Consider the following 23,108-nt stretch of genomic DNA (forward strand, 5'->3'; position numbering starts at 1 on the left):
ATAACTTAACGCATAAATAGCTAAAAAGTTAAGCTTGGCGTTTAAAATTATCTAAAATAATACCCGTGGCCATTGCTACATTAAGCGACTCTGCACCGCCAAAAGCCGGAATGGTTATTTTGTTGCTCACTAATTTTGCACACTGCTCGCGTATTCCATGTGATTCACTGCCCATAAGCAATACACCTTGGCCACTAAATTTAGTGCTATGCACACTTTGGCCATCTAAAAATGCACCATAAATAGGCATGTTTAATGTAGATAAGTATTCAGGCAATTCAACTTGGCTTACCGATACGCGAACGAACGACCCCATTGTGGCGCTAATTGTTTTTGGGTTATACGGATCGGCACTGTCAGTGCTAGCAACAATATGTTTTATACCGTACCAATCAGCCACGCGAATGATGGTACCTAAATTCCCAGGATCAGACACTCCATCCAAGGCTAATATTAAACTGTTTTCATCTGGTAATACGGTGCTTGGCATATCAATAATTGCAATAGCCGCATTATTACTTACCAAAGTACTGGCCTTTGTTAGCTGCTCTTCATCCGCTGTAATAAAATGCGTTTGAGGATATGAGCTTTGGTTATTATCAATAAAGCTTTGCGTTGCAAATACATCGTTTACTTTTAATGGGCTATTTAATAACTCCAGTACATTTTTTTCGCCTTGTACTAAGTATTGGTTAAATTGCTTGCGATACTTTTTTTGGCCAAGCTGGCGAATAAGTTTAAGTTGGTTTTTTGAAATCATGACAGCCCCATTAAATTATCTGCACAGTATACCAGAGGTGACTTAAAGTGCAGCCCCATAAACAGTAAAAGCAATAAAAATAGCCTACTTACAATCAGCTAGCTAATTATAAAGATTGTTTTTTTTATCTAAAAAAGGTAAATTTACAAAAAACAAAATGGATATATTTTTAAAATGGAACCAGTACACCCAACTTCATCTGAGTCAAATCAAACACCCCCTGCTATTTTTAGCGGTAAAGTACAATTTAGCGGCAAAGCCGGCGAATTTTTTGGTATATGGATTGTTAATATACTGCTGAGTATTATTACTCTCGGAATTTATTCGGCATGGGCAAAAGTTCGCACCTATCGTTATTTTTACGGTCATACGCGTATCGACGGCCATAGCTTTGACTATCTAGCGACCCCAATACAAATTTTAAAAGGACGCATTTTAGCGGTCATCGCATTTTTAATTTACACCTTACTTAGCAGCCTCGCACCAGCGATAGGCCTTTTATTTGCTATTGGCTTTTTATTTTTATTGCCGTGGATCATCAACCAAGGTCTGCGTTTTAATATGCGTATGACTCGCCATCGTAATGTACGCTTTGCCTTTTCAGGTAATTACGGCGATGCATTTATTAACTTTGTTTTATTACCTATTGCAAGTGTATTCACATTACACCTATTACTGCCGTATGTATTAAAGCGAATTGATCAATATATGCATGAAAACATCAGCTATGGAAATAAACCACTTACAGTAAATCTTCAAGGCGAACGCTATTACATCGCAGCACTTATTACCCTAGGAGTTGCAATAGGTGGCTTAGTTATTTTTGGCTTCTTTGCTGGTGCAAGTGCCTTAACTATCGGTAACTTAAACACACAAAACTTTAGCCTTTCGACAATTGTAGTGCCGCTATTAATTGCTACGTTGTATGTTGCGTTTTTAACACTAGTAGGCGCTGTTTATCATTCGCTTATTCGAAATCATATTTTTAATAACAGTGAATTTACAGAAGTCGCTACCTTTGATTCGAACTTAAAAGCCATTGACTATGCCATCTTACTATTTACCAATGTACTGGCAATTATATTTACCTTAGGACTTGCCTACCCTTGGGCTAAAGTACGCAGAGCAAAGCTGTTAGCATCGGTTACTGAAGTCACTATTTATAGCGGCGCACTTTCGTTGATTGATGTTGCACAAAATGAGCAGTCATCATTTGCTGAAGAAGCGGCCAATGTGTTTGATATTGATATTTCACTCACCTAATGAGTAATTATCCTATTTTTGGCTGTTATTATTACCCTAATAGCAGCCAACATATTAAAAGCTATGCACACCTTTCCCATGAGCAAATAACACTTGTTGACTCTGAGAATACGACGTTACTTGCATCAACAATAGACAATTGCCAACTTGATAGCCCGTTACCTGGCATGGCGTCAGAGTTAAATTTTGCTGATGGTGGGCGATTTATTCCTCAAGATGTAGAATTTAGGTGGCCATTCGCGCTTAAAGAGCATGGACTCAGTGAACGCTTAGAAAAAAATAAGATTCTTATTGTTGCATCCGTGCTGCTAATTCCCCTATTACTTTGGTTAATTTTATACCGCTTAATACCATCAGTAGCCGTTTATAGCGTTAACTTAGCACCTGCCTCGACAATTGAAACGATGGGAGAGCAAACGCTCAGTGTAATAGAAAAAGTCGCATTGGAACCTTCTCAACTTTCCACTAATAAGCAATCAGAAATACAGCAACAATGGCGTTTAATGCTTAACTCGCTCAATTTAGACAGTGCAAAGTTTAGGCTATCTTTTTATCAGTCTGATTATTTTTCAGCTAATGCGTTTGCTCTTCCAAATGGTCGGGTTGTAGTAACTGACGAACTTGTTGAGCTATTAAAAAATGATCCTGATGCCCTGCGTGCTATTTTACTTCATGAAATTGGTCATGTTCAGCACCATCACAGCATTCGACTTGCGGCACAAGCTGCAGCGAGCACCGTTGTATTTGCAGTTATTTTTGGTGACTTAGAAGGTATATTAGAAGTCGTGCTTGGCTCTGGTTCATCTTTTTTACAACAAGCGTTTTCGCGAGATATGGAACAAGAAGCCGATATATATGCGATTAAAAACCTTTTAAAATTAGGCTATTCTAACCACGACTTTGCTGATGCAATTGAAGCACTGGAAAAGAATTTAAAGGCACGAGAAGGGAGCTATGATGATGCTTGGTTAAAGTATTTATCAACGCACCCAAGTTCCCAAGAGCGAATAGAATATGCGAGGCAATATAAACCAGAATGACCCCTGAACTAAATTTGCTCTTATTGGTTATCATTATGATAACGCTTGGCTACGGGTTTATTTATCCGCGCTTTGCAGGCAGCAGCTTTAAAAAAGTATCGGTGCAAGATTTATTTGCAACAGGCATTACGCTATTAATTGCATCTACTCTTTATTACAACTCAGGCGTGCAATTTAGCTGGTTAATATTTGAAGTTAATTGGTTTTGGTTTACTTTTTTAACTTACGTCATAATCGAAATTCCGGTGTTTTTTCTTTATGCTAAAAAGCACAATATGCAGTTTTAATAGTCTTTTATTTTCATACAAAAAAAGCGCCAAATTGGCGCTTTTTAAACTGCATTAACACATATTAATATTTATGCTTAAATGCCCACAAATGCAGTAATTCACTGGCAATCGTTGCAGCGGCAATGGCGGTAAGCTCACTTTGGTCGTACGACGGGGATACTTCAACCACATCCATTCCCACCATATTAATGCCTTTCAGTGCGCGTAAGATTTTAAGCACTTTATCAGAGGTTAAACCACCACACACTGGTGTGCCCGTACCTGGTGCAAAGGCGGGGTCTAAACAATCTATATCAAAGGTTAAGTAAACCGGTAAATCACCCACTCGCTCAATAATCTGAGCTGCAATATCATTCGCATGCAGATCATTGGCTTGCATGGCATCAATCACTGCAAACTCATGCTTGCTTTGATCAAAGTCAGTACGAATGCCGAGCTGAATACTGTGATTAACATCAATTAACCCTTCCATTGGCGCATGATAAAACATGGTGCCGTGATCAAAACGCGAGCCGTTGCTATAGGTATCGGTATGCGCATCAAAGTGAACTAATGCCATTTTGCCATGAATTTTTGCATGTGCGCGCAATAGTGGTAACGTTACGAAATGATCGCCACCCAAGCCTAATAATGTTTTACCTTGGCGAAGTATTTGCTCTGCCGCCATTTCTAATTGCGCGGTAAAATATTCAGGATCGCCCACCGGATAAGTAAAGTCGCCAGCATCCGCCACGGTTAAGCGCTCAAACAATGGAAATGTCCATGGGTATTTTGTATCTTCCCATGCTAAATGTACCGATGCTCTGCGAATAGCATCAGGCCCTAAGCGGGCACCAGGGCGCCCTGAAGTGGCTAAATCAAACGGTAGACCCAATACCACTACATCGGCTTCAATCGCGTTAATGTTTTGTACCATAGGACGACGTAAAAACGTCATCCCATTTGAGTACAATGAGTGGTCAACACAACCAAACAAGCTAGACATTGCTTATAACTCTTCTAAATAAGTGTAGCCATCAAGGCCGCTTTGCAACTCGTCTAAAACGCTTTGCTGTTCATCTGCTGCAATTTTTGCGCTGACTAACTGCGCGTATGACTGCTGAAAACCTTCAACATCTAAATGTACATAACGCATCATGTCAGCCACAGTATCACCATGATTAATTTCTGTAATGCTAGCAATACCTTGCTCATCCATATTGACAATAGCACTGTGCGTATCACCAAATAAGTTATGCATATCGCCTAAAATCTCTTGATAGGCACCTACTAAGAAAAAACCCATTAAATAAGGTTTATCTGCTGTAAATTCTGGTACTGGTAACGTACTTTCAATACCTTGACCATCTACATAATGCTCTAATGCGCCATCTGAATCACAGGTGATATCTAGTAACACAGCCCGTTTTTGTGGAGCTTGCGTTAAACCACTTAAAGGCAATACCGGAAACACTTGGTCAATACCCCACGCGTCAGGCAATGATTGAAACAATGAGAAATTGACAAAAAACTTGTCCGCTAAACGCGCATTCAGATCATCAATAATCGGACGATGGAAACGATTTTTGTTATCCATTAATTTATTAAGCTCATAACACACACGCAAATTAATTTGCTCGGCCCATGCGCGTTGGGTTAAATCTAATAATCCCATCGCAAACTGACTATGCGCTTCAGCTAAATCACCTTGGCTGTCGTGAAAAATCTCAATTAATGCACGGTCATCAGTAAGTACATGCAATTGTTGCCATGAAATCCACATATTTTTAAGTAATTGCGGCGCATCATCTGCTGGCGCTTCTATTTCTTCTTGTGCATATGTTTCGGTGCCAATTACATTGGAAATAAGCACTGCATGGTGCGCCGTTAATGCTCTTCCCGACTCTGAAATAATGGTAGGGAAAGGCTGTTCATACTGCTTACAAATATCACCTATGGTATACACAATATTATTTGCGTATTCGGCTAAACTGTAGTTCATTGAGTTGTGTGATTGACTGCGTGTACCGTCGTAATCAACCGCTAAACCGCCCCCTACATCAAGGCACTCTATTTGTGCACCCAACTTACGTAATTCACAATAAAAACGCGCAGCTTCACTTACACCTAAGCGTACATCACGAATATTGGCCATTTGCGACCCTAAGTGAAAATGCACAAGCTGTACTAAATCAAGCTGATCTGTTTCTTTTAAACGGTTTACTACATACAGCACTTGTGAAGCAGACAACCCAAACTTCGATTTTTCACCGCCACTTGCTTGCCATTTACCTTTGCCCTGCGATGCTAAACGCACACGAATGCCAATGCGAGGTTTTACATTAAGTTCTTTGGCTTGGCTAAGCACCATGTCCAGCTCAGACAATTTCTCAAGTACGATATACACTTTATGGCCCAGCTTTTCGCCAATCAGCGCTAAGCGCACATATTCTTTATCTTTGTAGCCATTACACACAATCACCGCACTGGTTTTTTCAGCCAATGCTAATACGGTTAATAACTCTGGCTTGCTGCCTGCTTCTAAACCTAGCTGTTTTTTTTCTACTTGTGCTTGACTGGCAACAATTTCTTCAACGACTTCGCGCTGTTGATTTACTTTAATCGGATAAACTAATAAATAGTCTTTTGGATACCCATAGCTTTCTATTGCGGTATTAAATGCGCCACATAAGCTATGCACACGATGGTGTAATATTTGTGGAAAACGAACGAGTGCTGGCAAACTTAAACCTTTTTCTTCAAGCTGCTTAGCAATGTCTGTTAGTGCAATGGTTTGCTGTGGGGCATCAGCCTTTGGCGCAACATACACATCACCTTGATCATTAATACCAAAAAAACCTTGGCTCCAATGACGAACGTTGTAGCTCGTACGAGCTTGTTCTAGTGATGTTGTCTCTTTCATTTATCTTTCTCTTTTATTTATGAATGCCGATTCGGCTAGTTGCCGCGCATTAAAAGAAAAATAGTGATTCATGTCCAACAAGTATTTCTACTCGTAACGAGTTAGGATTGAAATTGATAAATAAAAGCCTTAAACAGAGCTGTATTAGCTGAGCGCAAGCTCCATAAATAAGCTGTTTGGGTTTTCTGTGTATTCACCAAAAGGAGCACATTGCACAAATCCTAAATTCTCATAAAGATGGATTGATTGTATTTGCTTTGGTCCTGTTTCTAGTTTTATGATTGGGATTTCTTCTTCGCCAGCATAGTGCAATAGAATTTGCATAATACGCCGTGATAAGCCTTTTCCGCGATAGCTAGGTTTTACGTAAAGCCGTCTAATTTCGCCATACCAGCTACCATCAAATTGCTTTACTATCGCGCCACAGGCAACTATTCCGTCTTGATTTTTTAACCCTACAGCGTAAACGCCCGGTAAACCAAGCTCATTAACTGTAAGCGCTTGTGAAGTTGCTACAGGATATAATGAGCTAATAAGTCGATCTATGTCAGCAAATACGTTGATCACATCCTGATCACAAGGGTCTAAGTCGACTAACTGCATGGTTTATCTCAAGGTTATGCTTAAATATATTTAAACTATACCGTATCGATAGGAATGAACAACCTAGTTAGAGCATCTTATGCTATTTACATTAAATAAAAAGACAAAAAACAAGCTCACTATCAAAGTTATAACTACATCCTTGTAGAAGAGCAGTACCTATCCAGCGTTTATTTTTATAAAAAGTTGATCATGCCCCAAGCTATATTATACCTGAAAACGATTAACCGTACTTTGCAGCTGCACTGCTAACTGGCTTAATTCAACACATGACTGAGCTGCACTTGCTGAGCCTTGTGCTACCTCTTTAGCTGATTCATTTATACGCTCAATATTTTGGTTTAGATCCTCGCTAACTGAATCCTGCTCACTACAAGCGCTTGCTATTTGCAAAGTCATATCTGCTATGTGAGAGCTTTGATCGTTTATTATCTCAATAGCATCTCCTGTTTCTTGACTTTGTACTACACATTGATCCATGAGTGTACTGCTTTGTGCAGTTGCTTTGCGCGCTTTAATGGCACAGTCTTGTAGATTTTGAATAATACTAACTATATTACCTGTTGACTCCTGAGTTTTACCAGCAAGTGCTCTAACCTCATCCGCAACCACAGCAAACCCACGACCTTGCTCACCAGCACGGGCTGCTTCTATAGCTGCATTAAGTGCGAGTAAGTTAGTTTGGTCGGCAATATTACTGATAACATCAACTACCACATTAATAAGCTGTGCCTGTTCTTCAAGCTCTAAAACGCGTTGCTCAGCTTGGGTAATTTGTTGAGTAACATCATTTATTGAATTGACCACCAAATTCATTTGCTGCGAACCAACAATTGCTTGCTGACTACTTTGACGAGAAGTATCAGAAGCCTCTTCTGTATTACGCGCCACTTCTGCAATGGTCGATTGCATTTGCGTCATAGCTGTCGCGATTTGCATAACTTCACTTTGTTGCTGCTGCATTCCTTGAGAGGTTTGCTCTGATACTGTACTTACTTCTTCAACTGCATGGGTCAATTGTGTTGCGCCAGCCACAATATCTTCTACCATTAGACGTAAGTTATTTTGCATAGTCATACAAGAATCGGCTAATTCGCCGAGTTCATCATTGCCTATTTGATTTCGCTCTAGTGTATGACTTAAGTTATTGTTTGCAATTGTGTTTGCTAATTTGACTACTAGTTGTAATGGATGGCAAATTGAACGCGCTAGGATTAAGGTAACAATTACCATAAAAATGATTAACCCGACACTTAGTATTGTTGACGTATTAATAATTGCAGTTGTTAATTTAATAAGCCCTGACCGATTTTTATCTACATATGAAAAACTCAGTTTAGATAGTTCATCAACAGCAACTTCAAGCTTCTCAAACACAACTAAAGAGCGCTGAATATCTTCTTTAGCTTTACTAAGATTTTTATTTTTGATGTCATTGTCAAACCCATCTAGTTGTTTTAAGTACTGTTGCCATAAGTTTTTTACTGGCATAAAAACACTGCGCTCATGATCAGACCAAATGCCATTTTCATAACGAGTCAAACTGTCTTTAATCGCTTGGTAACGGGTGTTCATCCATAATATGTCTTCTGCTACTTCCTGAGCATCAGTGGCAGATAATAAACTAATTTGCGCTCGGCGAATTGACGACATAGTGTATTTCATATTATTCACCATCATCATGGACGGTATAGTATCGTCTGTTAAATTAAGAATATCGTGTTCGATAGCGCCTAAAGAACGATACAAATACACACCAAAAGCAATATTAACTATGGCTATAATAATAAAAGCAAACGCGATTTTTTTGCGAATTGCTAAGTTTTTAAAAAACGACATAACGATGATTGACCTTGCACAAAAAAGGTTAAATTTTTATTAGGTCAACCCCAGAACTAAGTAAAAAGTTTGAAGCTACCACTGACAAAAACTAACCATTAAGAATTAACAAAAGTAGAATCACACACTACTTTTTTCGGGCGCGGAGTCTAGCACACACTTCTTAATGAAGTGAAAGGAAAAGCTTCAAAAATAACAATCATGTTTAAAAAAAGCACAACAAGAAAACATACAGTTAAAACAAATCAACCAGTCGTAAATATAATAATATGAAAATTGAACAGGAAGTGTTCTTTAATTACACATTGTAACTAGATTTATTTATCTAGGTTGAACTAGTTCTAAGTAACCTCGACATGCATTAGCCTCAAAAAATTAAAACTAACTATCACCTCTTTGGAGCAAACTTTTACTCTTAGTATTGAAATCTAAATATTTAATCAATGACAACCTAACTGTGGACTTGAAGTTATTATTTAAACTGCTAGATTAGAGGCTATGAAAACACCTGCGGTACTATTTTATACCTCATTATTAGGGAGCTTCGCCCTAATATTCCCCCACTCAAGTGGGCGCTTTATTGCGCTCTAGTTAATTTAAAAACTACTATTCTTAATAGCTACGGTTTATTCAATATTTTCTTTGAAAACACTTTAATTAAGGAGTCGTGTATTGGGTTTATATATTTAAAGTTTATGGAAATGGTAAAAAGTTTATTTATTATTTTTTATGAGGTGATGATATGTCTAAGAATACCAAGAAAAAACCCTTGTTATCGTTAAAAGAAAAACGTAAACAAAAAAAGGAAGCAAATAAAACTGAGGTGTTAAAACCACGCAAGCGAAAAGGTTAATTATGTAATCAATAAGGGCGCTAATTAGCGCCCTTTTGTATACATTTAAAGTCCTTGTTCGTCTGCCATTTTCTTAACTATTCGTGGTGCTGTCCACAACGAAGGTAGTAACACAAACGAAACTGGCACCGCAGTGACCACAATAAACGACTGCAAGGCTGAAATTCCGCCCTCGCCTATAGAAATAAGCAACGCCGCCATCACCCCCATCATAATCCCCCAAAACACTCGAATAGACGTTTGTGGGTGATCGGTACCCGTCATTACCATAGATACCGAGTACGTCATTGAATCACCTGTTGTTGCCACAAAAATAGTGGTCAGTACTAAAAATAACACCGACACAACAAATCCCATAGGTAACTGCTCAGTGATGGCTAACAATGCCGCTGGCAAATTAAGCCCAGCAAAAGGCTCTGATATAACGCCAGGATTATTTAATTCAAAAAAGATGCCTGAGCCGCCAACAATAGTAAACCAAAAACACGTGATCACAGGGGCAACCACAGAAATAAGTAAAATCATTTCACGAATAGTACGTCCACGGGATATACGTGCAACGAACATAGCCATTAATGGGCCATAACCTAAAAACCAGCCCCAAAAGAATACAGTCCACCAGTCTAGCCACGGTTTATCGGCACGAAATGTAGCCATAGGAATAAAGTTATCTAAATACAAACCAAAGGAATGAATGTAACTGTCGATAATAAACGCAGTTGGCCCCATTAGTAATATAAACAACATCAGCAACACTGCCAGTACAACATTAAAACGGCTTAGTAGCTGAATACCTTTGGTAACCCCACTTACCGCTGAAAGTGTGTAAATTCCAATTAAGCTAAATAAAATAACCACCTGCGTGGTGTAGGTATCAGGAATGGCAAACAACTTTTCTAGACCAAAACTCACTTGTAAACCTAAAAAACCAATAGGACCAACAGTGCCAGCAACCACAGCGAGTACACAACATGCATCAACAATAGTACCAAGCGCACCTTTCATTGCGCGATCGCCAAATACCGGGTAAAGCAAAGTGCGCGGTTTAAGCGGTAATCCTTTTTCGTAATGGAGATGCATATAAACAATGCCGGTCAAACTACCTAAAATAGCCCAGGCTAAAAAGCCCCAGTGCATAAAGCTTTGTGCAAGAGCGTTGTAGGCGGCATCCTTTGTGCCAGTTTCACCACCAAATAACGGGGGCGGAGAAATAAAGTGTGCCATTGGCTCTGCTGCGGCCCAAAATACACCGCCACCTGCAAGCAAAGTACACATAATTATACTGATCCATTTGAAGGTAGATATTTCAGGGGTTTTTAAACCGCCGAGCACCACTGAACCGGTGCGGCCTACGGCTAAAAATATGCCAATCACAAAGGTTAATAACAGCAGAACTTGCCAAAAGGCGCCAAATATTTTGGTGGAGAAGGCAAAGGCAGAGTTTATCCAATCCGACATCAGTTTTATGTCGTACAGTGCCAGCGCGGCAAATAAAACTAATATACCGCCACTGATTAAAAAAACGGGTATATCAACCCCTTCCAGAAACTTTACTCGGGGAGAGTGTATTTCACCCGACTTTAAAGCTGCTTTCGTGGTATTCATTTATCGCTCCTAATGGTTTTTTACAGTTACCGACATAGCGACATACCATGACATAACCCTAAACCATAGTTACAACGAACGAAAAAGCAACTCAAAAGCAAGTTTCAAGTACCTGTCGTGTTTACGTTTAGATAATGTCACAACAAGTAGACTTATTGCCAATTCCTGACTAGTTTAACGCGTTAAAAACGCTAAACCAATGCCACAGCAATGATTTGTGCAACTGTTACAAAATAGTAAAAAACTCATTACACTTAGCTAGCAAACAAACAAAAAGTATACATTTCTGTTTGAGCTAAAACGCAGTAAGTTAGCAAACGTTACTGCCCAATTAGAGGTTAAACAAAGCGACTTATTGATTGGGGTAACTAAACTTGTCGCCTCAGTTAGTAACAAGCACGATGTTATTGGTGCTCTTTATGCCATTTTAAGTAATTGCTGTGTGTTAATGGTTTTGCAAATAAGAACCCTTGCACTGCGTTTACACCCATCGACTTTAATATATGTAGTTGCTCAGCACTTTCGACCCCTTCGGCTACAATATTAATATCTAAACTATGACCTAAACCAATAATAGACTGAACTATGCTTTGCCCCGATGCGTTATCCAACACTTTATCAATAAAGCTTTTATCTATTTTTAGTTCGTCTATCGGTAAAACACTCAAGTGCTTTAAACACGAGTAGCCGGTACCAAAGTCATCAATTGAAAATACAAATCCCTGCGACTTTAGCTCTTTCATTTGCTTTACCGTACTCATTAAATCACCCGCTAACATAGACTCAGTGATCTCTAATTTAATTTGTGAGGGTAATACATCATACGTCTCAATCGCTTTAAACAATTCTCCTTTTAAAGTAGAAGAATTAAACTGACACTGGCTAATGTTAATAGACACATTAAACTGGTTTTTCAGTACGTTATGATCTCGAAGTGTTTCCAGTAAAATACAAATATCGCGCAATACAATGTTTTGTAACTTTTGAATTAAGCCAAATTGCTCGGCAATCGGAATAAACGAATTAGGAGAGATTAGTCCTTTGGTTGGGTGATTCCATCGTATGAGTGCTTCTGCACCAATAATACTGCCATCAATTGATAATTGAGGCTGAAAGTAAGCACAAAATTCATCACATGCAATCGCTCTGACTATATCTGTTTCAAGCTCAGTTTGATTTTCCAGTAAGGTTTGCAGTGCAGGATCGTAAAAGCTACTGCTATTTCCACCCTTCATTTTAGAGCGGTACATAGCGGTATCTGCAAATTTTAAAATATTTTCGCTAATGGCATTGGCGTTATTAATTAAACATATACCTATACTGCAGCTAACTTGAAACGCCAAATCCCCTATCTCAAACTTGTCATAAAAAACGCTTTGTACCACTTTAGCCATTAATTCTGATTCAAGACTCGCTTGCTTATGGCTATCTCCTACATTCTCAATGAGTATAATAAATTCATCACCGCCAACACGGGCAAGGGTATCTGTTGGGTTTAAAACACGCGTTAGTCGCTGTGATAGCTCAACCAGTATTTCATCACCGGCATTGTGCCCTAATGAGTCGTTTATACGTTTAAAATTATCTAAATCTAAAAATAAGAGTGCGCCCGTGTGATCAGACTGCTTAATTTGTTCAACATACATACTGAGTTTATCATTAAGCATTCTGCGGTTCGGGAGGTTTGTAAGCGGGTCAAAAAATGCTAACCGTTGCACCTCTTCTTCTGCCGCTTTACGAGTAGAGATATCTCTGGCCATCCATACTACATGTCGCTGAGAGGGATTATTAGGTTGGTAACTTTCAAGCGGGGCTGTTCGTCCTTCAAATGTAAGTTGTTTACCTTTTATATTTAGCTGATACTCAAACACTTGAACTTCATTAGTTTGAAGCGTTTTGGCAATTACCGCCATAATAGGATTAGCATCCTCGGGAGGCATAATATCTCTGACATTTCGATTAATCACATGCTCTTGGCTTAAATATAAACTTTCATTAGTAGTGCCGTAAACGTTGGTATACTCCCCTTCTTCACTCAAAATAAGAGTTAGATCGGGAAGTACTTTTGCGAAGGCTTTAAACTTTTCATTACTTTGCTGTAATTCTGCAAGTAACACTTTTGATTTTAGTGACTCTGTGTGCTTTTCTAAAGCAATACTGGTGAAATCAACAAAAAAGTCTATTAACTCTAAATCTTGAGGTGTCGGTGACTTGGCACTGTCATGATAAATTGCAAAAGTGCCTAATATGTCTGATTGTGTTGAAATAATAGGGGTTGACCAGCACGACCTTAAATCAAAACTCAATGCCAACGCTTTATAGTTTTCCCATAAGGGTGATGTTGCAATATCTGAGGCTATTACTCGCTTTTTTTCATACACTGCAGTACCGCATGAGCCAACACTGGGGCCGATATGTACGCCATTAATTGCCTCACAGTAACCCTTTGCAATATTAGGCGCCGCACTATGAAATAACTGCTCACCTTTGAGTGTTAATATAGAGCACTTCGCAGAGGAGTCTTCAATAAGATCCTCAATAGATAAACAAATATTTTCAAGTACTTCATCAAGTGGCGCACCCAAGGCTATTTTAGATAATATACTTTGTTGCTGAGAAAGCAGCTTTCTGACTCTCATGATTTCAATCAAATTATATTCCTCAACAGTCACTTACGCTAAATGCGCCGCTATATTCTATATAATAATTTATTATAGTCTTTTGACTATACATAATATTGAAATTAGCATCTATGATAATTTTGTCTATTGCCGAGCATTTTATTTCATTAGGCACTTTCGAAGAATTCAAAGCAATTGCCCAAGCTAGCAATTTATTATCATTCTATTTGAAATACCATTTATTAAATACTTTGTTACTTAAAAGTACTGTTTAAAATCATCAAGCTATTTATAATAGCCAAAAGATAAATAATCGATGAGGTTAGTGTGCAAATAACGCAAGGTATGGAATATTTTTTTTCCGGGTTTAAGTTAATTAGTCAAAAAGGACTAAAACGCTTTGTACTAATCCCCCTACTTATTAATATTTTATTATTTGGTAGCTCCTTATTCTTTTTATTTGGCTGGCTGAGTGATGGCTTTAATGCTGTAAATACCATGCTCCCAGAATGGTTAAGTTGGCTCGAGTGGTTAATGTGGCCAATTGCTGTACTGGTGGTGCTGTTTAGTTACAGTATGTTATTTACCGTTATTACTAACTTTATCGCCGCACCTTTTAATGGCTTGCTAAGTGAAAAAGTTGAGCTGTATTTAACTGGTCAAAAAATCAACGACGATGGATTAGCTGATTTAGTTAAAGATGTGCCGCGAATGCTAGGCCGAGAATGGACTAAGCTTTGCTACTACCTCCCGCGCGCTATTGGCTTTTTTATTCTATTGTGGGTGTTACCGGTAATAGGCCAAGTGCTCTGGGTGCTTTTTACCTGCTGGATGTATGCGGTGCAATATAAAGATTATGCTTTTGATAACCACAAAGTTAGCTTCACTCAAATGAAAAATGACTTAAAAAGCAAACAAGGCTTATCTTACGGGTTTGGCTTTGCAGTGATGCTGCTAACCGCTATCCCATTTATAAATTTAATTGTGATGCCTGTGGCAGTATGCGGCGCTACACGGTTATGGGTTGAGCATTACCGTCCACAATATCGTAGTTAAAAAAATGGGCCTGTTGGCCCATTTTTTATACTCGCTAATCAATTAACTATATAAGCTTTGTGGTACTTTAATTACGTTTAAGTGCACCGTTATCTCTTCACGATCATGGTACAAATGCTTAGCTTGTAATTCGTAGCTAATACCGAACTTCGCCATTTCCTCCCTAATCATTTTTAGACATTCATATACACTATCAAAGCGTTTTTTCATCGGTAGTTTTAGATTAAAAATAAGCTCTTTTGCATAGGCATTTACTGCCCAGTCAATCATCAAGTTAGTTACTTTCGTTGGTTTTTCTACCATATCGCAAACTAACCAGGTTATGTTTCTTTTTTCTGGGCGGTATTTAAAACCATCTTCTCTAAAATGTTTTACTTGTCCTGTTTCCATTAAACTTTCATTCATTGGGCCATTATCTATCGCGCTAACAAACATACCACGGCGAACCAACTGATAAGTCCAACCACCTGGGCAAGCACCTAAATCAACGCTGCGCATCCCAGCTTGTACTCTTGACTCACGCTGCTGCTCAGGAATAAATACATTAAATGCTTCATCTAACTTAAGGGTTGAACGGCTTGGGCCATCGTTTGGCATACGTAAACGCAGAATCCCCATAAAGAAAGGTGAGTTGTTATAGCTATAAGAGTGACCCACATACGCAGTATTATTAGCTAAAAACAGCACATGCATTACTGGACGATTGGCTTTTGGTTCACGCAATACGGTGTTTTGTTTCTCGAGCGCTTTTTTAAGCGGAGTTGATATTTTTTTACAAAAAGTCAGTAACTCTTTGCCCTCGTTGGTATCGGGTGTTTCTACTCGTAGTTCAGAGCATAAAGTAAAGTCTTTTGCGGCATCTACAATAGCGCCCACTCTATCTTCTAATGGCATATTTTCTATCAGGTTACCGGCAAACCATTGGCGTGCAAATACCATATTTTTAAAATCAACTTTTTTGATTATTTCGTCGCTGTGCTGCGCTTCAAAACATTCATAAATAACATAACCGGTATTTGGTTTTGCTTTTACATACCCTGCAAACCCTTGCTCGGCGGCGTGAAACGTTATTTCAGCAGCGGCATCGCTTTCAAAACCACTACGACAGTAAATCACAACACTAGACATATTAACCCTTAAACTCTTTAAAACTTAAATCGTGCAACTTGCACTAAAATAACTATCCAACCAATAATAAAACACAGTCCACCTAGAGGTGTAATTGGGCCCAGCCACTTTAAGCCGGTTAAAGCCAGTAAATATAAGCTGCCACTAAATAACAGTGTACCCGCTATAAAAAAACCACCTGCCATGCTTAAGTTAATGCCCCACTTTATTAAGATTGCCACTGCAATCAGTGCCAGCCCATGTACCATTTGATACTCGGCGGCGGTTTTAAAAATACCAATAGCGTAATCTGATAAGCGACTTTTTAAACCATGGGCAGCAAATGCGCCCAGTATCACTGAAAGCATACAAAAAAAGCTGCCTGCGAGTAAAAATAGTTTAATCATGTTTTTCCTCTTTTACATTCTCAATGGTGCTTTTGATAAAGTTAGCCGCCTGCATTGCTGCAACATTCAGGTTTTGTTGCTCAGTTATACCACTTTTTTTACGTGGTTTTAGTGAGTGGTCACCATCAGTTAACCATATATACTGCGGCTGTTTTGGCATTGCCATTGTGGCAAGCTCTTCACGGGTGCCAAAGGTGTCTCGTTCACCTTGTAGTACTAAAAAAGGACATGGTATGTCTGCAAAGTGATCTGTTCGGAGCTTTTCTGGCTTGCCCGGTGGATGAAACGGATAACCAAACGCAAGTACACCTAAAACAATATGCGAGGTTGAGCAAGCAAGCATAGACGCCATTCGCCCGCCCATTGATTTACCCCCTATAAATAGCGGTAAATTTGCATCAGCTTGAGTAAGTATATGCTCAAAATATGTAAGTAATTTTGGTGCTCGCTCTGGTGGGCGACGTTTATTGGTTTGTTTAGCAATTTGCATGTATTCAAAATCAAACAGCCCAACGTCAATACCATACTCACTGAGCTGTTTGGCCATGGTTTGCATAAACTCAGAATCACTGCCAGCCCCTGCACCATGCGCAAATATAAACTGTGCGATTGCAGGTTGCTGACTGCTTTTAACCCATTCAATGCTCATTAATATTCTTGCTCCTGCTCAACTAGGCTTAACATCCAATCTTTAAATGACACAATTTTACCTAATTCATTTTGCGACTCACGGATCACCAAATAATAGGCGTTTTTACTTTCTAAACTGTGATTAAACGGGATCACTAATCGACCTGCATCAATATCTGGTTTTGCTAAAACACTATTACCTATTGCAACACCTTGGCCATGTACCGCAGCTTGCAGCACCATAGATGAATGACTAAAAATAGGCCCTTGGTTAACTTGTACGTTGCGAACACCCGCGGTTTTCATCCATGTTTTCCAGTTTTTACGCGTAGTGTCATGCAACAAGGTATGGTTTGCTAAATCACTTGGTTGATTAAGCGCTCTAGGGCCACTTAACAATAATGGGCTACACAGTGGCACTAAGTATTCAGTGTGCAATTTATAAGCTTGTACGCCACTCCAATGACCACGACCATAATAAATTGAAATATCAACATCGTCTGTTAACGAGTTTTCGTCCTGATCTTGGGCTTTAATTCGCACATCAATTTCAGGGTGTAACTCGTTAAATAAGCTCAATCGAGGAATAAGCCATTGAATCGCAAAGCTCGGGGTTAAACTCACTGTTAGCGAGCCTTTTGCACCACGGGCTAGTAGCTTTTCGGTTGCGTCAATTAGCTGAGTAAAAATCTCTTTAATATCTAAAAAGTAGCCTTGACCTTCTTCGGTTAGAAGTAACGAGCGATTTTTACGCAAAAACAACTTTAACCCTAAGTGCTCTTCGAGGGTTTTAATTTGATGACTTACCGCAGCCTGTGTCACATACAACTCTTCTGCGGCTTTAGTAAAGCTTAAATGACGGGCTGCAGCTTCAAAAGCTTTTAGCGCGTTTAATGGAGGAACTCGTCTTGACATGGCAACCAAGCTTAGAATTAGTTTTTCTTATGCGGTGAATTATATACCTATGCTGGGAAAGAGTATATTCAAGCCACAAAAAAAGCGACCTAAGTCGCTTTTTTATGAGTTAATCACTCTTTTATAAATCGCTAGCACTGGTATCAAGCGGAGCAAAGCTTTTGATTAAATCATCAACCGCTTTCATTTGCGATAAGTACCCTTCTAATTTACTCAGTGCTAATGCACAAGGGCCATCACATTTTGCTTCATTTGGATTTGGGTGTGCTTCAATAAATAAGCCTGCAATACCCAGTGCCATGCCACTACGAGCCAGTTCTGCTGCTTGAGCACGACGACCATCGGCTGAATCAGCTCGACCGCCAGGACGTTGTAGCGCATGAGTAGCGTCAAATATAACGGGCGCCATGGTTTTCATGTCATCCATGCCCAGCATATCAACTACTAGGTTGTTATAACCAAAGCTTGAACCACGTTCACACAAGGCCACATTATTATTGCCCGCTTCATTAAATTTAGTAATGATATGACGCATTTCATGTGGGGCTAAAAACTGTGGCTTTTTCACATTAATAATCGCGCCTGTTTTTGCCATTGCAACCACTAAGTCTGTTTGACGAGCCAAAAATGCCGGTAGCTGAATAACATCAACAACCTCAGCAACCGGTGCTGCTTGATGAGGTTCATGCACATCGGTGATCAGCGGAATATTAAAGGTATTTTTAATCTCTTCAAATATCTTTAAGCCTTCTTCCATGCCCGGACCACGGTAAGAATTGATTGACGAGCGATTGGCTTTATCAAATGACGCCTTAAATACATAAGGAATATTTAATTTAGTAGTCACTTCAACATAATGCTCGGCAATACGCATCGCTAAATCACGAGATTCCAGCACATTCATGCCACCAAATAAAACGAAAGGTTTATCATTTGCCAGTTCTATTTGATTAATATTTATAACTTGGTTGTTCATTTTAATTCCTTATGGTGCAACTGCTTGCATCATTAATCCACAAATATACGCCATATATGTACCTACACCATAGCCTAGTACTGCTAATAAAACGCCTACCGGTGCCAGTGATGGATGAAACGCAGCGGCGACAACAGGAGCCGAGGCCGCGCCACCTACATTGGCCTGAGAGCCAACAGCCATGTAAAATAACGGCGCTTTAATTAGTTTAGCAACAATCAGCATTAAGCTGGCGTGAGTTAGCATCCAAATTGCACCAAGCACAAAATACATTGGTGAATCAAAAATCGCCATCACATTCATATGCAGGCCAATTGATGCTACTAGGATATATAAAAATGCTGATGCCACTTTAGACGAGCCAAAGGCTTCGATATGACGCACTCTAGTGAACGATAAACTAATGCCTATAGTGGTCGATATAACAATAAGCCAAAAGAACTTACTATTTAAACTGTATTCTTTTGCCCATGCATAGTTATTGGCAAAGAACGGTCCTAAAATATCAGCACAAAAATGTGCTAAACCAGTAATACCAAAGGCAATAGCAATAATCATCATGTAATCATTCAGCGTTGGCATACGGGCATGCTCTGCATGGTATTTTTCAACACGCTGTTTTAAATCTTCAATCGCAGTAGTATCGGCCCCCGCTTTGGCATCAATCGCTTTATGGTTAGCCGCCATTAATAATAATACCGCCATCCATAGATTAGCCACAATCACATCAACAGTAACCATAGCAGAGAAGATATCACCGCCAACTTCAAACATCTCTTTCATAGACGCTTGGTTCGCGCCGCCGCCAATCCAGCTGCCCGCAATAGTTGTCATACCGCGCCAAACAGCATCAGGGCCATGTCCACCCACTGCTTCAGGGTAAACGGCACTCATAATTAAAATAGCTAATGGCCCACCAATCACAATACCTGCGGTGCCCGTTAAGAACATAATTAATGCTTTAGGGCCTAGATTAATAATCGCTCTTAAATCAATGCTAATAGTTAGTAAGATTAAACACGCAGGTAATAAATACCGCGAGGCAACGTAATACACACTCGATTGCGAGCCATCAACAATACCAAAGGTATTTAGCAACGATGGTAAAAAATAGCACAGCAATAATGCAGGCACATATTTGTAAAATGTTACAAGCCCTGGGCGCGGACTTGACGAGGTTTTAAAAATAAAGCCTAAAATAATCGCCAGTAAACCTAGTACAACAGCATCATTGGTGATCAAGGCAGTTTGGGGATCAGCCATAACGTTTCCTATTTTTATTTTTAATGGTGGGTTTTATGATTATCTTCAAGTTCTTCGATTTGATGTTGGATGACTTCAATAGCAGGGTCGTCGGGACATTCATCAACAAAAAATTGTAAATCATCTCGTGCCATTTTAGGGCAACCTAGCTGATTTAGTAAATAGCCTCTGTCGCGTCGCTCATAGGGATCATCCCCTAGCATTTCCATTAACAAATCAACGCAAGTTAACGCATGACCAAATTTGTTCTCACTAATAAAAGACCATTTTTGTTGCGCTAAAAATAATTTATATACTTCGTCTTCAAAAATAAGCTCAAGAGGCTCTTGCTCTTGTGCATTATCTTCGTTGGTATTTTCAGGAATGATATACCAGCTTTGTTGACCACTACTTGGCTCAACAATGTACCCTTCATCATCGCTCATTGCGACGTGAATGCCCACTTCGCCTTGAGTTATGCTTACACTAGCATCAAGTTTTGCATGCTGTAAAAAATGGCATAACAAAATAGCTAAGGTCGTGGGTGTACCACTGCGCATAGATAAGGTGTAGCTAATACTGTTTAGCTTGTACTCAGGTACTTTAAGGCTTGACGCACTAAATAACCACTGACTGTAAAAGCAATCAAGTAGTTGTTCTAAACGATCATGTGCATCGCGTGTTTGCGAACAAATAGTCTCTATTTGTTGCTCAAACGCAGTCAATATTTCAAGACTTGGTGTTAAGTCTATTTGAGGGTCCCATTTAGCTTCTGCTTTAATACAACGATATATTGCCGGTGGCAAAAAATCATCGTAGGCATCTTCTATATAAGATTCATCGTGTTCATCAAACCCGAGGGTGGTCATTCATACTACAACATTCTAGAAAACGAACACGTAGTTTACCTAATTTTAAGGTTAGATACCAATAATCAGAAATGAAATAAAGAGGCAAGCTTTACACCTGTAGTGTAAAGCTTAAGCAAGTATTGTTAATTACAACAATAGCGGGGCTTTGGCGGTTGCTAAAAAGCCAATAGCTAAGATAACCGCAGTGTTAAACACTAAAAACATAACTTTAGGTAATGTTGTGGTTTGCTTCGCACTAATAATCCCAACGGCGATATAAACAACCACCAGTACAATTTTTTCTAATAGCCAAAGTTGCTCTAACGGGTTTATTTTAGCCATGGCCATTAAAGTAATAGCCGAGATGATTAGTAAGGTATCTATACTGTGGCTACCAATGAAAACCACTTTATTTTTAGCAAGGCTGCCACTGCCCATGCGCGAAAAAGAACGTACGTAAAATAAAATAATACTCACTAGCGCAATCGCCATGTGCGTATGTTTTAATGCTAAATAATCCATGTGTATTGTTACTTCTGTTTAGTTATGTGTTTTATCAGGAAAGCGTAAAATTACCGCTTCAAGTTCTTCAAGTTTATCATTGAATACATCAACAAGTTTAGGATCAAAATGCGTACCTTTGTTTGCATTGATCTCAGCAACGGCTTCTTCAAGTGTCCACGCACCTTTATAACAACGTTTATGACGCAGTGCATCATACACATCGGCCAATGCCACTATGCGAGCAAAAATATCGATACTCTCGCCTTTTAAGCCGCAAGGGTAACCAGACCCATCCCATTTTTCGTGATGTTGCTGTGCAATTAAGGCCCCTGCACTGACTATTTTACGCGGTGAATCTTTTAAAATGGCGTAGCCTTTGCCTGCATGGGTTTTCATAACTTCCCACTCATCACTGTTTAATTTACCGGGTTTATTTAAAATAGCATCCGGAATACCTATTTTACCCACATCATGTAGAGGCGAGGCAAAGCGAATTAAATTCGCTTGCTCTTCAGATAATCCATACGCTAATGCCAGTTCATAACAAATATAAGCAACCCGTTTTACATGATTACCCGTTTCACATGAACGCTGTTCAACTGCTTCGCTTAAACGATAGACAAGTTCTTGCTGGGTGGCTTCAACTTCAGTGTGTAATTGTACATTTTCAAATGCCAACTGCACATTTTGAGAAAAAATTTCGATTAGATTTCGTTGCGTATCTGTCAGTTTCGATGGCACACCGGATACAAATAACATCGAATTATGATTAAATTTACTACTACAATAGGCAAACAAATAGTCATCTTTATAAACAATTGCTTTGTTAGCTAGGGCTTCTTGGCACGCTAAGAGTTGATCTGCTGCTAATACTGTTTCTAGCTCTTCCCCTTCGCGCTTAGCAAAATCACCAGTGCCAGAGCAAACAATCAGTTTTTTATTTAATTCCTCTGACGGATTTTGCGCAACTAAGGTAGTGGCATACATAGCTTCGTCGGCCACATTAAGCAAGGAGGTTAGCTGCTGCATCACCCCTTCAATAAAGTTATCCATTGAATGAGTTGCAAAAATATTGCGAGAGGCGGTTATTATTTTTTCCAGCCCCTCACGTGACTGCTCAATAGAAATAATATCGCGATACGAACGAAGGCTAGCCATCATCACGGTGAATAGTTTTTGTGCGGTGAGTTCTGTTTTAGATTTGTAGTCATTTATGTCGTAATTGACAATAACTTGACGCTCAGGGGCTTGACCTGGTTGCCCAGTGCGTAAAATGATACGAATGTAATTATTTTTAACGGTATTGCGTATGTATTTCGCGACTTGCAAACCAGCGTCGTCAGTTTCCATAACAACATCGAGTAGGATGATGGCTGCATCTGGGTGCTCATCAATTAACTTTTTTGCTTCTGCACCTGAATATGCGCTAATAAATTCCAAACGTTTATCTTGGAACTTAAAGTCACTCAATGCTAAACGGGTAACAGCGTGAACCTCTGGCTCATCATCAACTATTAAAACTTTCCATGTTCCTTGCTCTTCACTTGCTACTTCAGGTGGTTGTTCATTTGAAAATAAAAAATCTTCCATCACATAGAATTCCTTAAACCATATGCAAACAAACAACGGAGCTACTATAAATAA

20 protein-coding genes are annotated in these 23,108 nt (G+C 39.3%); 4 read left to right on the forward strand and 16 right to left on the reverse strand.

Annotation, left to right across the window (positions count from 1 at the left end):
- Positions 1 to 28: 28 nt before the first annotated feature.
- Positions 29 to 760 carry an RNA methyltransferase gene (locus ACNSN3_RS09205; protein WP_010388385.1) on the reverse strand — a complete coding sequence of 244 codons (732 nt, stop codon included), beginning with the start codon at positions 758 to 760 and terminating at the stop codon, positions 29 to 31.
- A gap of 174 nt (positions 761 to 934) precedes the next feature.
- Between ACNSN3_RS09205 and ACNSN3_RS09210 the strand changes: the two genes are divergently transcribed.
- The 3 genes from ACNSN3_RS09210 to ACNSN3_RS09220 are packed head-to-tail and all read left to right on the forward strand — an operon-like array spanning position 935 to position 3,350.
- Positions 935 to 2,023 (forward strand): YjgN family protein, encoded by a 1,089-nt coding sequence (locus ACNSN3_RS09210; RefSeq protein ID WP_010388384.1) that lies wholly within the window; start codon positions 935 to 937, stop codon positions 2,021 to 2,023.
- Entirely contained in the window at positions 2,023 to 3,063 is a 1,041-nt protein-coding gene (locus ACNSN3_RS09215) for a M48 family metallopeptidase (protein ID WP_418607115.1), read from the forward strand. The genes ACNSN3_RS09210 and ACNSN3_RS09215 overlap by 1 nt, the downstream gene beginning before the upstream one ends.
- Before the next feature lie 35 nt (positions 3,064 to 3,098).
- A complete protein-coding gene (locus tag ACNSN3_RS09220) occupies positions 3,099 to 3,350 on the forward strand; it encodes a hypothetical protein (protein WP_418607116.1) in 252 nt (83 codons plus the stop codon).
- A 64-nt stretch (positions 3,351 to 3,414) separates the two neighbouring features.
- On the opposite strand, the gene speB is transcribed toward ACNSN3_RS09220, so the two are convergent.
- The 6 genes from speB to ACNSN3_RS09250 all read right to left on the reverse strand — a co-directional run bounded on the left by speB (position 3,415) and on the right by ACNSN3_RS09250 (position 13,806).
- Positions 3,415 to 4,338 (reverse strand): agmatinase, encoded by a 924-nt coding sequence (speB, locus tag ACNSN3_RS09225; RefSeq protein ID WP_418607118.1) that lies wholly within the window; start codon positions 4,336 to 4,338, stop codon positions 3,415 to 3,417.
- A 3-nt stretch (positions 4,339 to 4,341) separates the two neighbouring features.
- A complete protein-coding gene (speA, locus tag ACNSN3_RS09230) occupies positions 4,342 to 6,255 on the reverse strand; it encodes a biosynthetic arginine decarboxylase (protein ID WP_418607119.1) in 1,914 nt (637 codons plus the stop codon).
- A 144-nt stretch (positions 6,256 to 6,399) separates the two neighbouring features.
- Positions 6,400 to 6,858, reverse strand: coding sequence for a GNAT family N-acetyltransferase (locus tag ACNSN3_RS09235; RefSeq protein WP_008467955.1), 459 nt, complete (start codon positions 6,856 to 6,858; stop codon positions 6,400 to 6,402).
- A gap of 207 nt (positions 6,859 to 7,065) precedes the next feature.
- Positions 7,066 to 8,697, reverse strand: a complete 1,632-nt coding sequence (locus tag ACNSN3_RS09240; protein ID WP_418607122.1) for a methyl-accepting chemotaxis protein — start codon at positions 8,695 to 8,697, stop codon at positions 7,066 to 7,068.
- Positions 8,698 to 9,595: 898 nt separating this feature from the next.
- Positions 9,596 to 11,155 carry a BCCT family transporter gene (locus ACNSN3_RS09245; protein WP_418607124.1) on the reverse strand — a complete coding sequence of 520 codons (1,560 nt, stop codon included), beginning with the start codon at positions 11,153 to 11,155 and terminating at the stop codon, positions 9,596 to 9,598.
- A gap of 404 nt (positions 11,156 to 11,559) precedes the next feature.
- The gene (locus ACNSN3_RS09250; RefSeq protein ID WP_418607126.1) at positions 11,560 to 13,806 is read right to left on the reverse strand and encodes a putative bifunctional diguanylate cyclase/phosphodiesterase; all 2,247 of its coding nucleotides are present in this window, start codon (positions 13,804 to 13,806) and stop codon (positions 11,560 to 11,562) included.
- A gap of 315 nt (positions 13,807 to 14,121) precedes the next feature.
- Here ACNSN3_RS09250 and cysZ point away from each other — a divergent pair, with 315 nt between their 5' ends.
- On the forward strand, positions 14,122 to 14,832 hold the full coding sequence (gene cysZ / locus ACNSN3_RS09255; RefSeq protein WP_282454259.1) for a sulfate transporter CysZ: 711 nt from the start codon (positions 14,122 to 14,124) through the stop codon (positions 14,830 to 14,832).
- Positions 14,833 to 14,874: 42 nt separating this feature from the next.
- On the opposite strand, the gene rlmM is transcribed toward cysZ, so the two are convergent.
- The 9 genes from rlmM to ACNSN3_RS09300 form a co-directional block, all read right to left on the reverse strand.
- Entirely contained in the window at positions 14,875 to 15,960 is a 1,086-nt protein-coding gene (rlmM, locus tag ACNSN3_RS09260; RefSeq protein WP_055013323.1) for a 23S rRNA (cytidine(2498)-2'-O)-methyltransferase RlmM, read from the reverse strand.
- A gap of 17 nt (positions 15,961 to 15,977) precedes the next feature.
- Positions 15,978 to 16,346, reverse strand: coding sequence for a DUF423 domain-containing protein (locus ACNSN3_RS09265; protein ID WP_010388367.1), 369 nt, complete (start codon positions 16,344 to 16,346; stop codon positions 15,978 to 15,980).
- Positions 16,339 to 16,995, reverse strand: coding sequence for an alpha/beta family hydrolase (locus tag ACNSN3_RS09270; RefSeq protein ID WP_418607128.1), 657 nt, complete (start codon positions 16,993 to 16,995; stop codon positions 16,339 to 16,341). The genes ACNSN3_RS09265 and ACNSN3_RS09270 overlap by 8 nt, the downstream gene beginning before the upstream one ends.
- A complete protein-coding gene (locus ACNSN3_RS09275) occupies positions 16,995 to 17,891 on the reverse strand; it encodes a transcriptional regulator GcvA (RefSeq protein ID WP_008115185.1) in 897 nt (298 codons plus the stop codon). The genes ACNSN3_RS09270 and ACNSN3_RS09275 overlap by 1 nt, the downstream gene beginning before the upstream one ends.
- A 121-nt stretch (positions 17,892 to 18,012) precedes the next feature.
- Positions 18,013 to 18,867 carry a 3-deoxy-8-phosphooctulonate synthase gene (kdsA, locus tag ACNSN3_RS09280; RefSeq protein ID WP_054202475.1) on the reverse strand — a complete coding sequence of 285 codons (855 nt, stop codon included), beginning with the start codon at positions 18,865 to 18,867 and terminating at the stop codon, positions 18,013 to 18,015.
- A 9-nt stretch (positions 18,868 to 18,876) separates the two neighbouring features.
- On the reverse strand, positions 18,877 to 20,130 hold the full coding sequence (locus ACNSN3_RS09285; RefSeq protein WP_418607131.1) for a DUF819 domain-containing protein: 1,254 nt from the start codon (positions 20,128 to 20,130) through the stop codon (positions 18,877 to 18,879).
- Between the two features lie 20 nt (positions 20,131 to 20,150).
- Positions 20,151 to 20,978: a tetratricopeptide repeat protein gene (locus ACNSN3_RS09290; protein ID WP_010388352.1), complete on the reverse strand. Its 828-nt coding sequence runs from the start codon at positions 20,976 to 20,978 to the stop codon at positions 20,151 to 20,153.
- A 129-nt stretch (positions 20,979 to 21,107) separates the two neighbouring features.
- The gene (locus ACNSN3_RS09295; protein WP_055013325.1) at positions 21,108 to 21,482 is read right to left on the reverse strand and encodes a SirB2 family protein; all 375 of its coding nucleotides are present in this window, start codon (positions 21,480 to 21,482) and stop codon (positions 21,108 to 21,110) included.
- An 18-nt stretch (positions 21,483 to 21,500) separates the two neighbouring features.
- Positions 21,501 to 23,054: a DUF3369 domain-containing protein gene (locus tag ACNSN3_RS09300; RefSeq protein ID WP_010388348.1), complete on the reverse strand. Its 1,554-nt coding sequence runs from the start codon at positions 23,052 to 23,054 to the stop codon at positions 21,501 to 21,503.
- Between the last annotated feature and the right edge of the window lie 54 nt (positions 23,055 to 23,108).

Origin of the sequence: Pseudoalteromonas sp. US3C1004 (genome assembly GCF_048401065.1) — a bacterium.
GTDB lineage: Bacteria > Pseudomonadota > Gammaproteobacteria > Enterobacterales > Alteromonadaceae > Pseudoalteromonas > Pseudoalteromonas undina.

Excerpts from the sequence above, each read along its gene's own strand:
- ACNSN3_RS09270 (WP_418607128.1), bottom strand. The coding sequence starts at position 16,995 with ATGAGCATTGAATGGGTTAAAAGCAGTCAGCAACCTGCAATCGCACAG.
- ACNSN3_RS09245 (WP_418607124.1), bottom strand. The coding sequence starts at position 11,155 with ATGAATACCACGAAAGCAGCTTTAAAGTCGGGTGAAATACACTCTCCC.
- ACNSN3_RS09235 (WP_008467955.1), bottom strand. The coding sequence starts at position 6,858 with ATGCAGTTAGTCGACTTAGACCCTTGTGATCAGGATGTGATCAACGTA.
- speB (WP_418607118.1), bottom strand. The coding sequence starts at position 4,338 with ATGTCTAGCTTGTTTGGTTGTGTTGACCACTCATTGTACTCAAATGGG.
- speA (WP_418607119.1), bottom strand. The coding sequence starts at position 6,255 with ATGAAAGAGACAACATCACTAGAACAAGCTCGTACGAGCTACAACGTT.
- kdsA (WP_054202475.1), bottom strand. The coding sequence starts at position 18,867 with ATGAACAACCAAGTTATAAATATTAATCAAATAGAACTGGCAAATGAT.
- ACNSN3_RS09300 (WP_010388348.1), bottom strand. The coding sequence starts at position 23,054 with ATGGAAGATTTTTTATTTTCAAATGAACAACCACCTGAAGTAGCAAGT.
- ACNSN3_RS09220 (WP_418607116.1), top strand. The coding sequence starts at position 3,099 with ATGATAACGCTTGGCTACGGGTTTATTTATCCGCGCTTTGCAGGCAGC.
- ACNSN3_RS09265 (WP_010388367.1), bottom strand. The coding sequence starts at position 16,346 with ATGATTAAACTATTTTTACTCGCAGGCAGCTTTTTTTGTATGCTTTCA.
- ACNSN3_RS09240 (WP_418607122.1), bottom strand. The coding sequence starts at position 8,697 with ATGTCGTTTTTTAAAAACTTAGCAATTCGCAAAAAAATCGCGTTTGCT.
- ACNSN3_RS09215 (WP_418607115.1), top strand. The coding sequence starts at position 2,023 with ATGAGTAATTATCCTATTTTTGGCTGTTATTATTACCCTAATAGCAGC.
- ACNSN3_RS09275 (WP_008115185.1), bottom strand. The coding sequence starts at position 17,891 with ATGTCAAGACGAGTTCCTCCATTAAACGCGCTAAAAGCTTTTGAAGCT.
- ACNSN3_RS09295 (WP_055013325.1), bottom strand. The coding sequence starts at position 21,482 with ATGGATTATTTAGCATTAAAACATACGCACATGGCGATTGCGCTAGTG.
- ACNSN3_RS09205 (WP_010388385.1), bottom strand. The coding sequence starts at position 760 with ATGATTTCAAAAAACCAACTTAAACTTATTCGCCAGCTTGGCCAAAAA.
- rlmM (WP_055013323.1), bottom strand. The coding sequence starts at position 15,960 with ATGTCTAGTGTTGTGATTTACTGTCGTAGTGGTTTTGAAAGCGATGCC.
- ACNSN3_RS09210 (WP_010388384.1), top strand. The coding sequence starts at position 935 with ATGGAACCAGTACACCCAACTTCATCTGAGTCAAATCAAACACCCCCT.
- ACNSN3_RS09285 (WP_418607131.1), bottom strand. The coding sequence starts at position 20,130 with ATGGCTGATCCCCAAACTGCCTTGATCACCAATGATGCTGTTGTACTA.
- cysZ (WP_282454259.1), top strand. The coding sequence starts at position 14,122 with ATGGAATATTTTTTTTCCGGGTTTAAGTTAATTAGTCAAAAAGGACTA.
- ACNSN3_RS09290 (WP_010388352.1), bottom strand. The coding sequence starts at position 20,978 with ATGACCACCCTCGGGTTTGATGAACACGATGAATCTTATATAGAAGAT.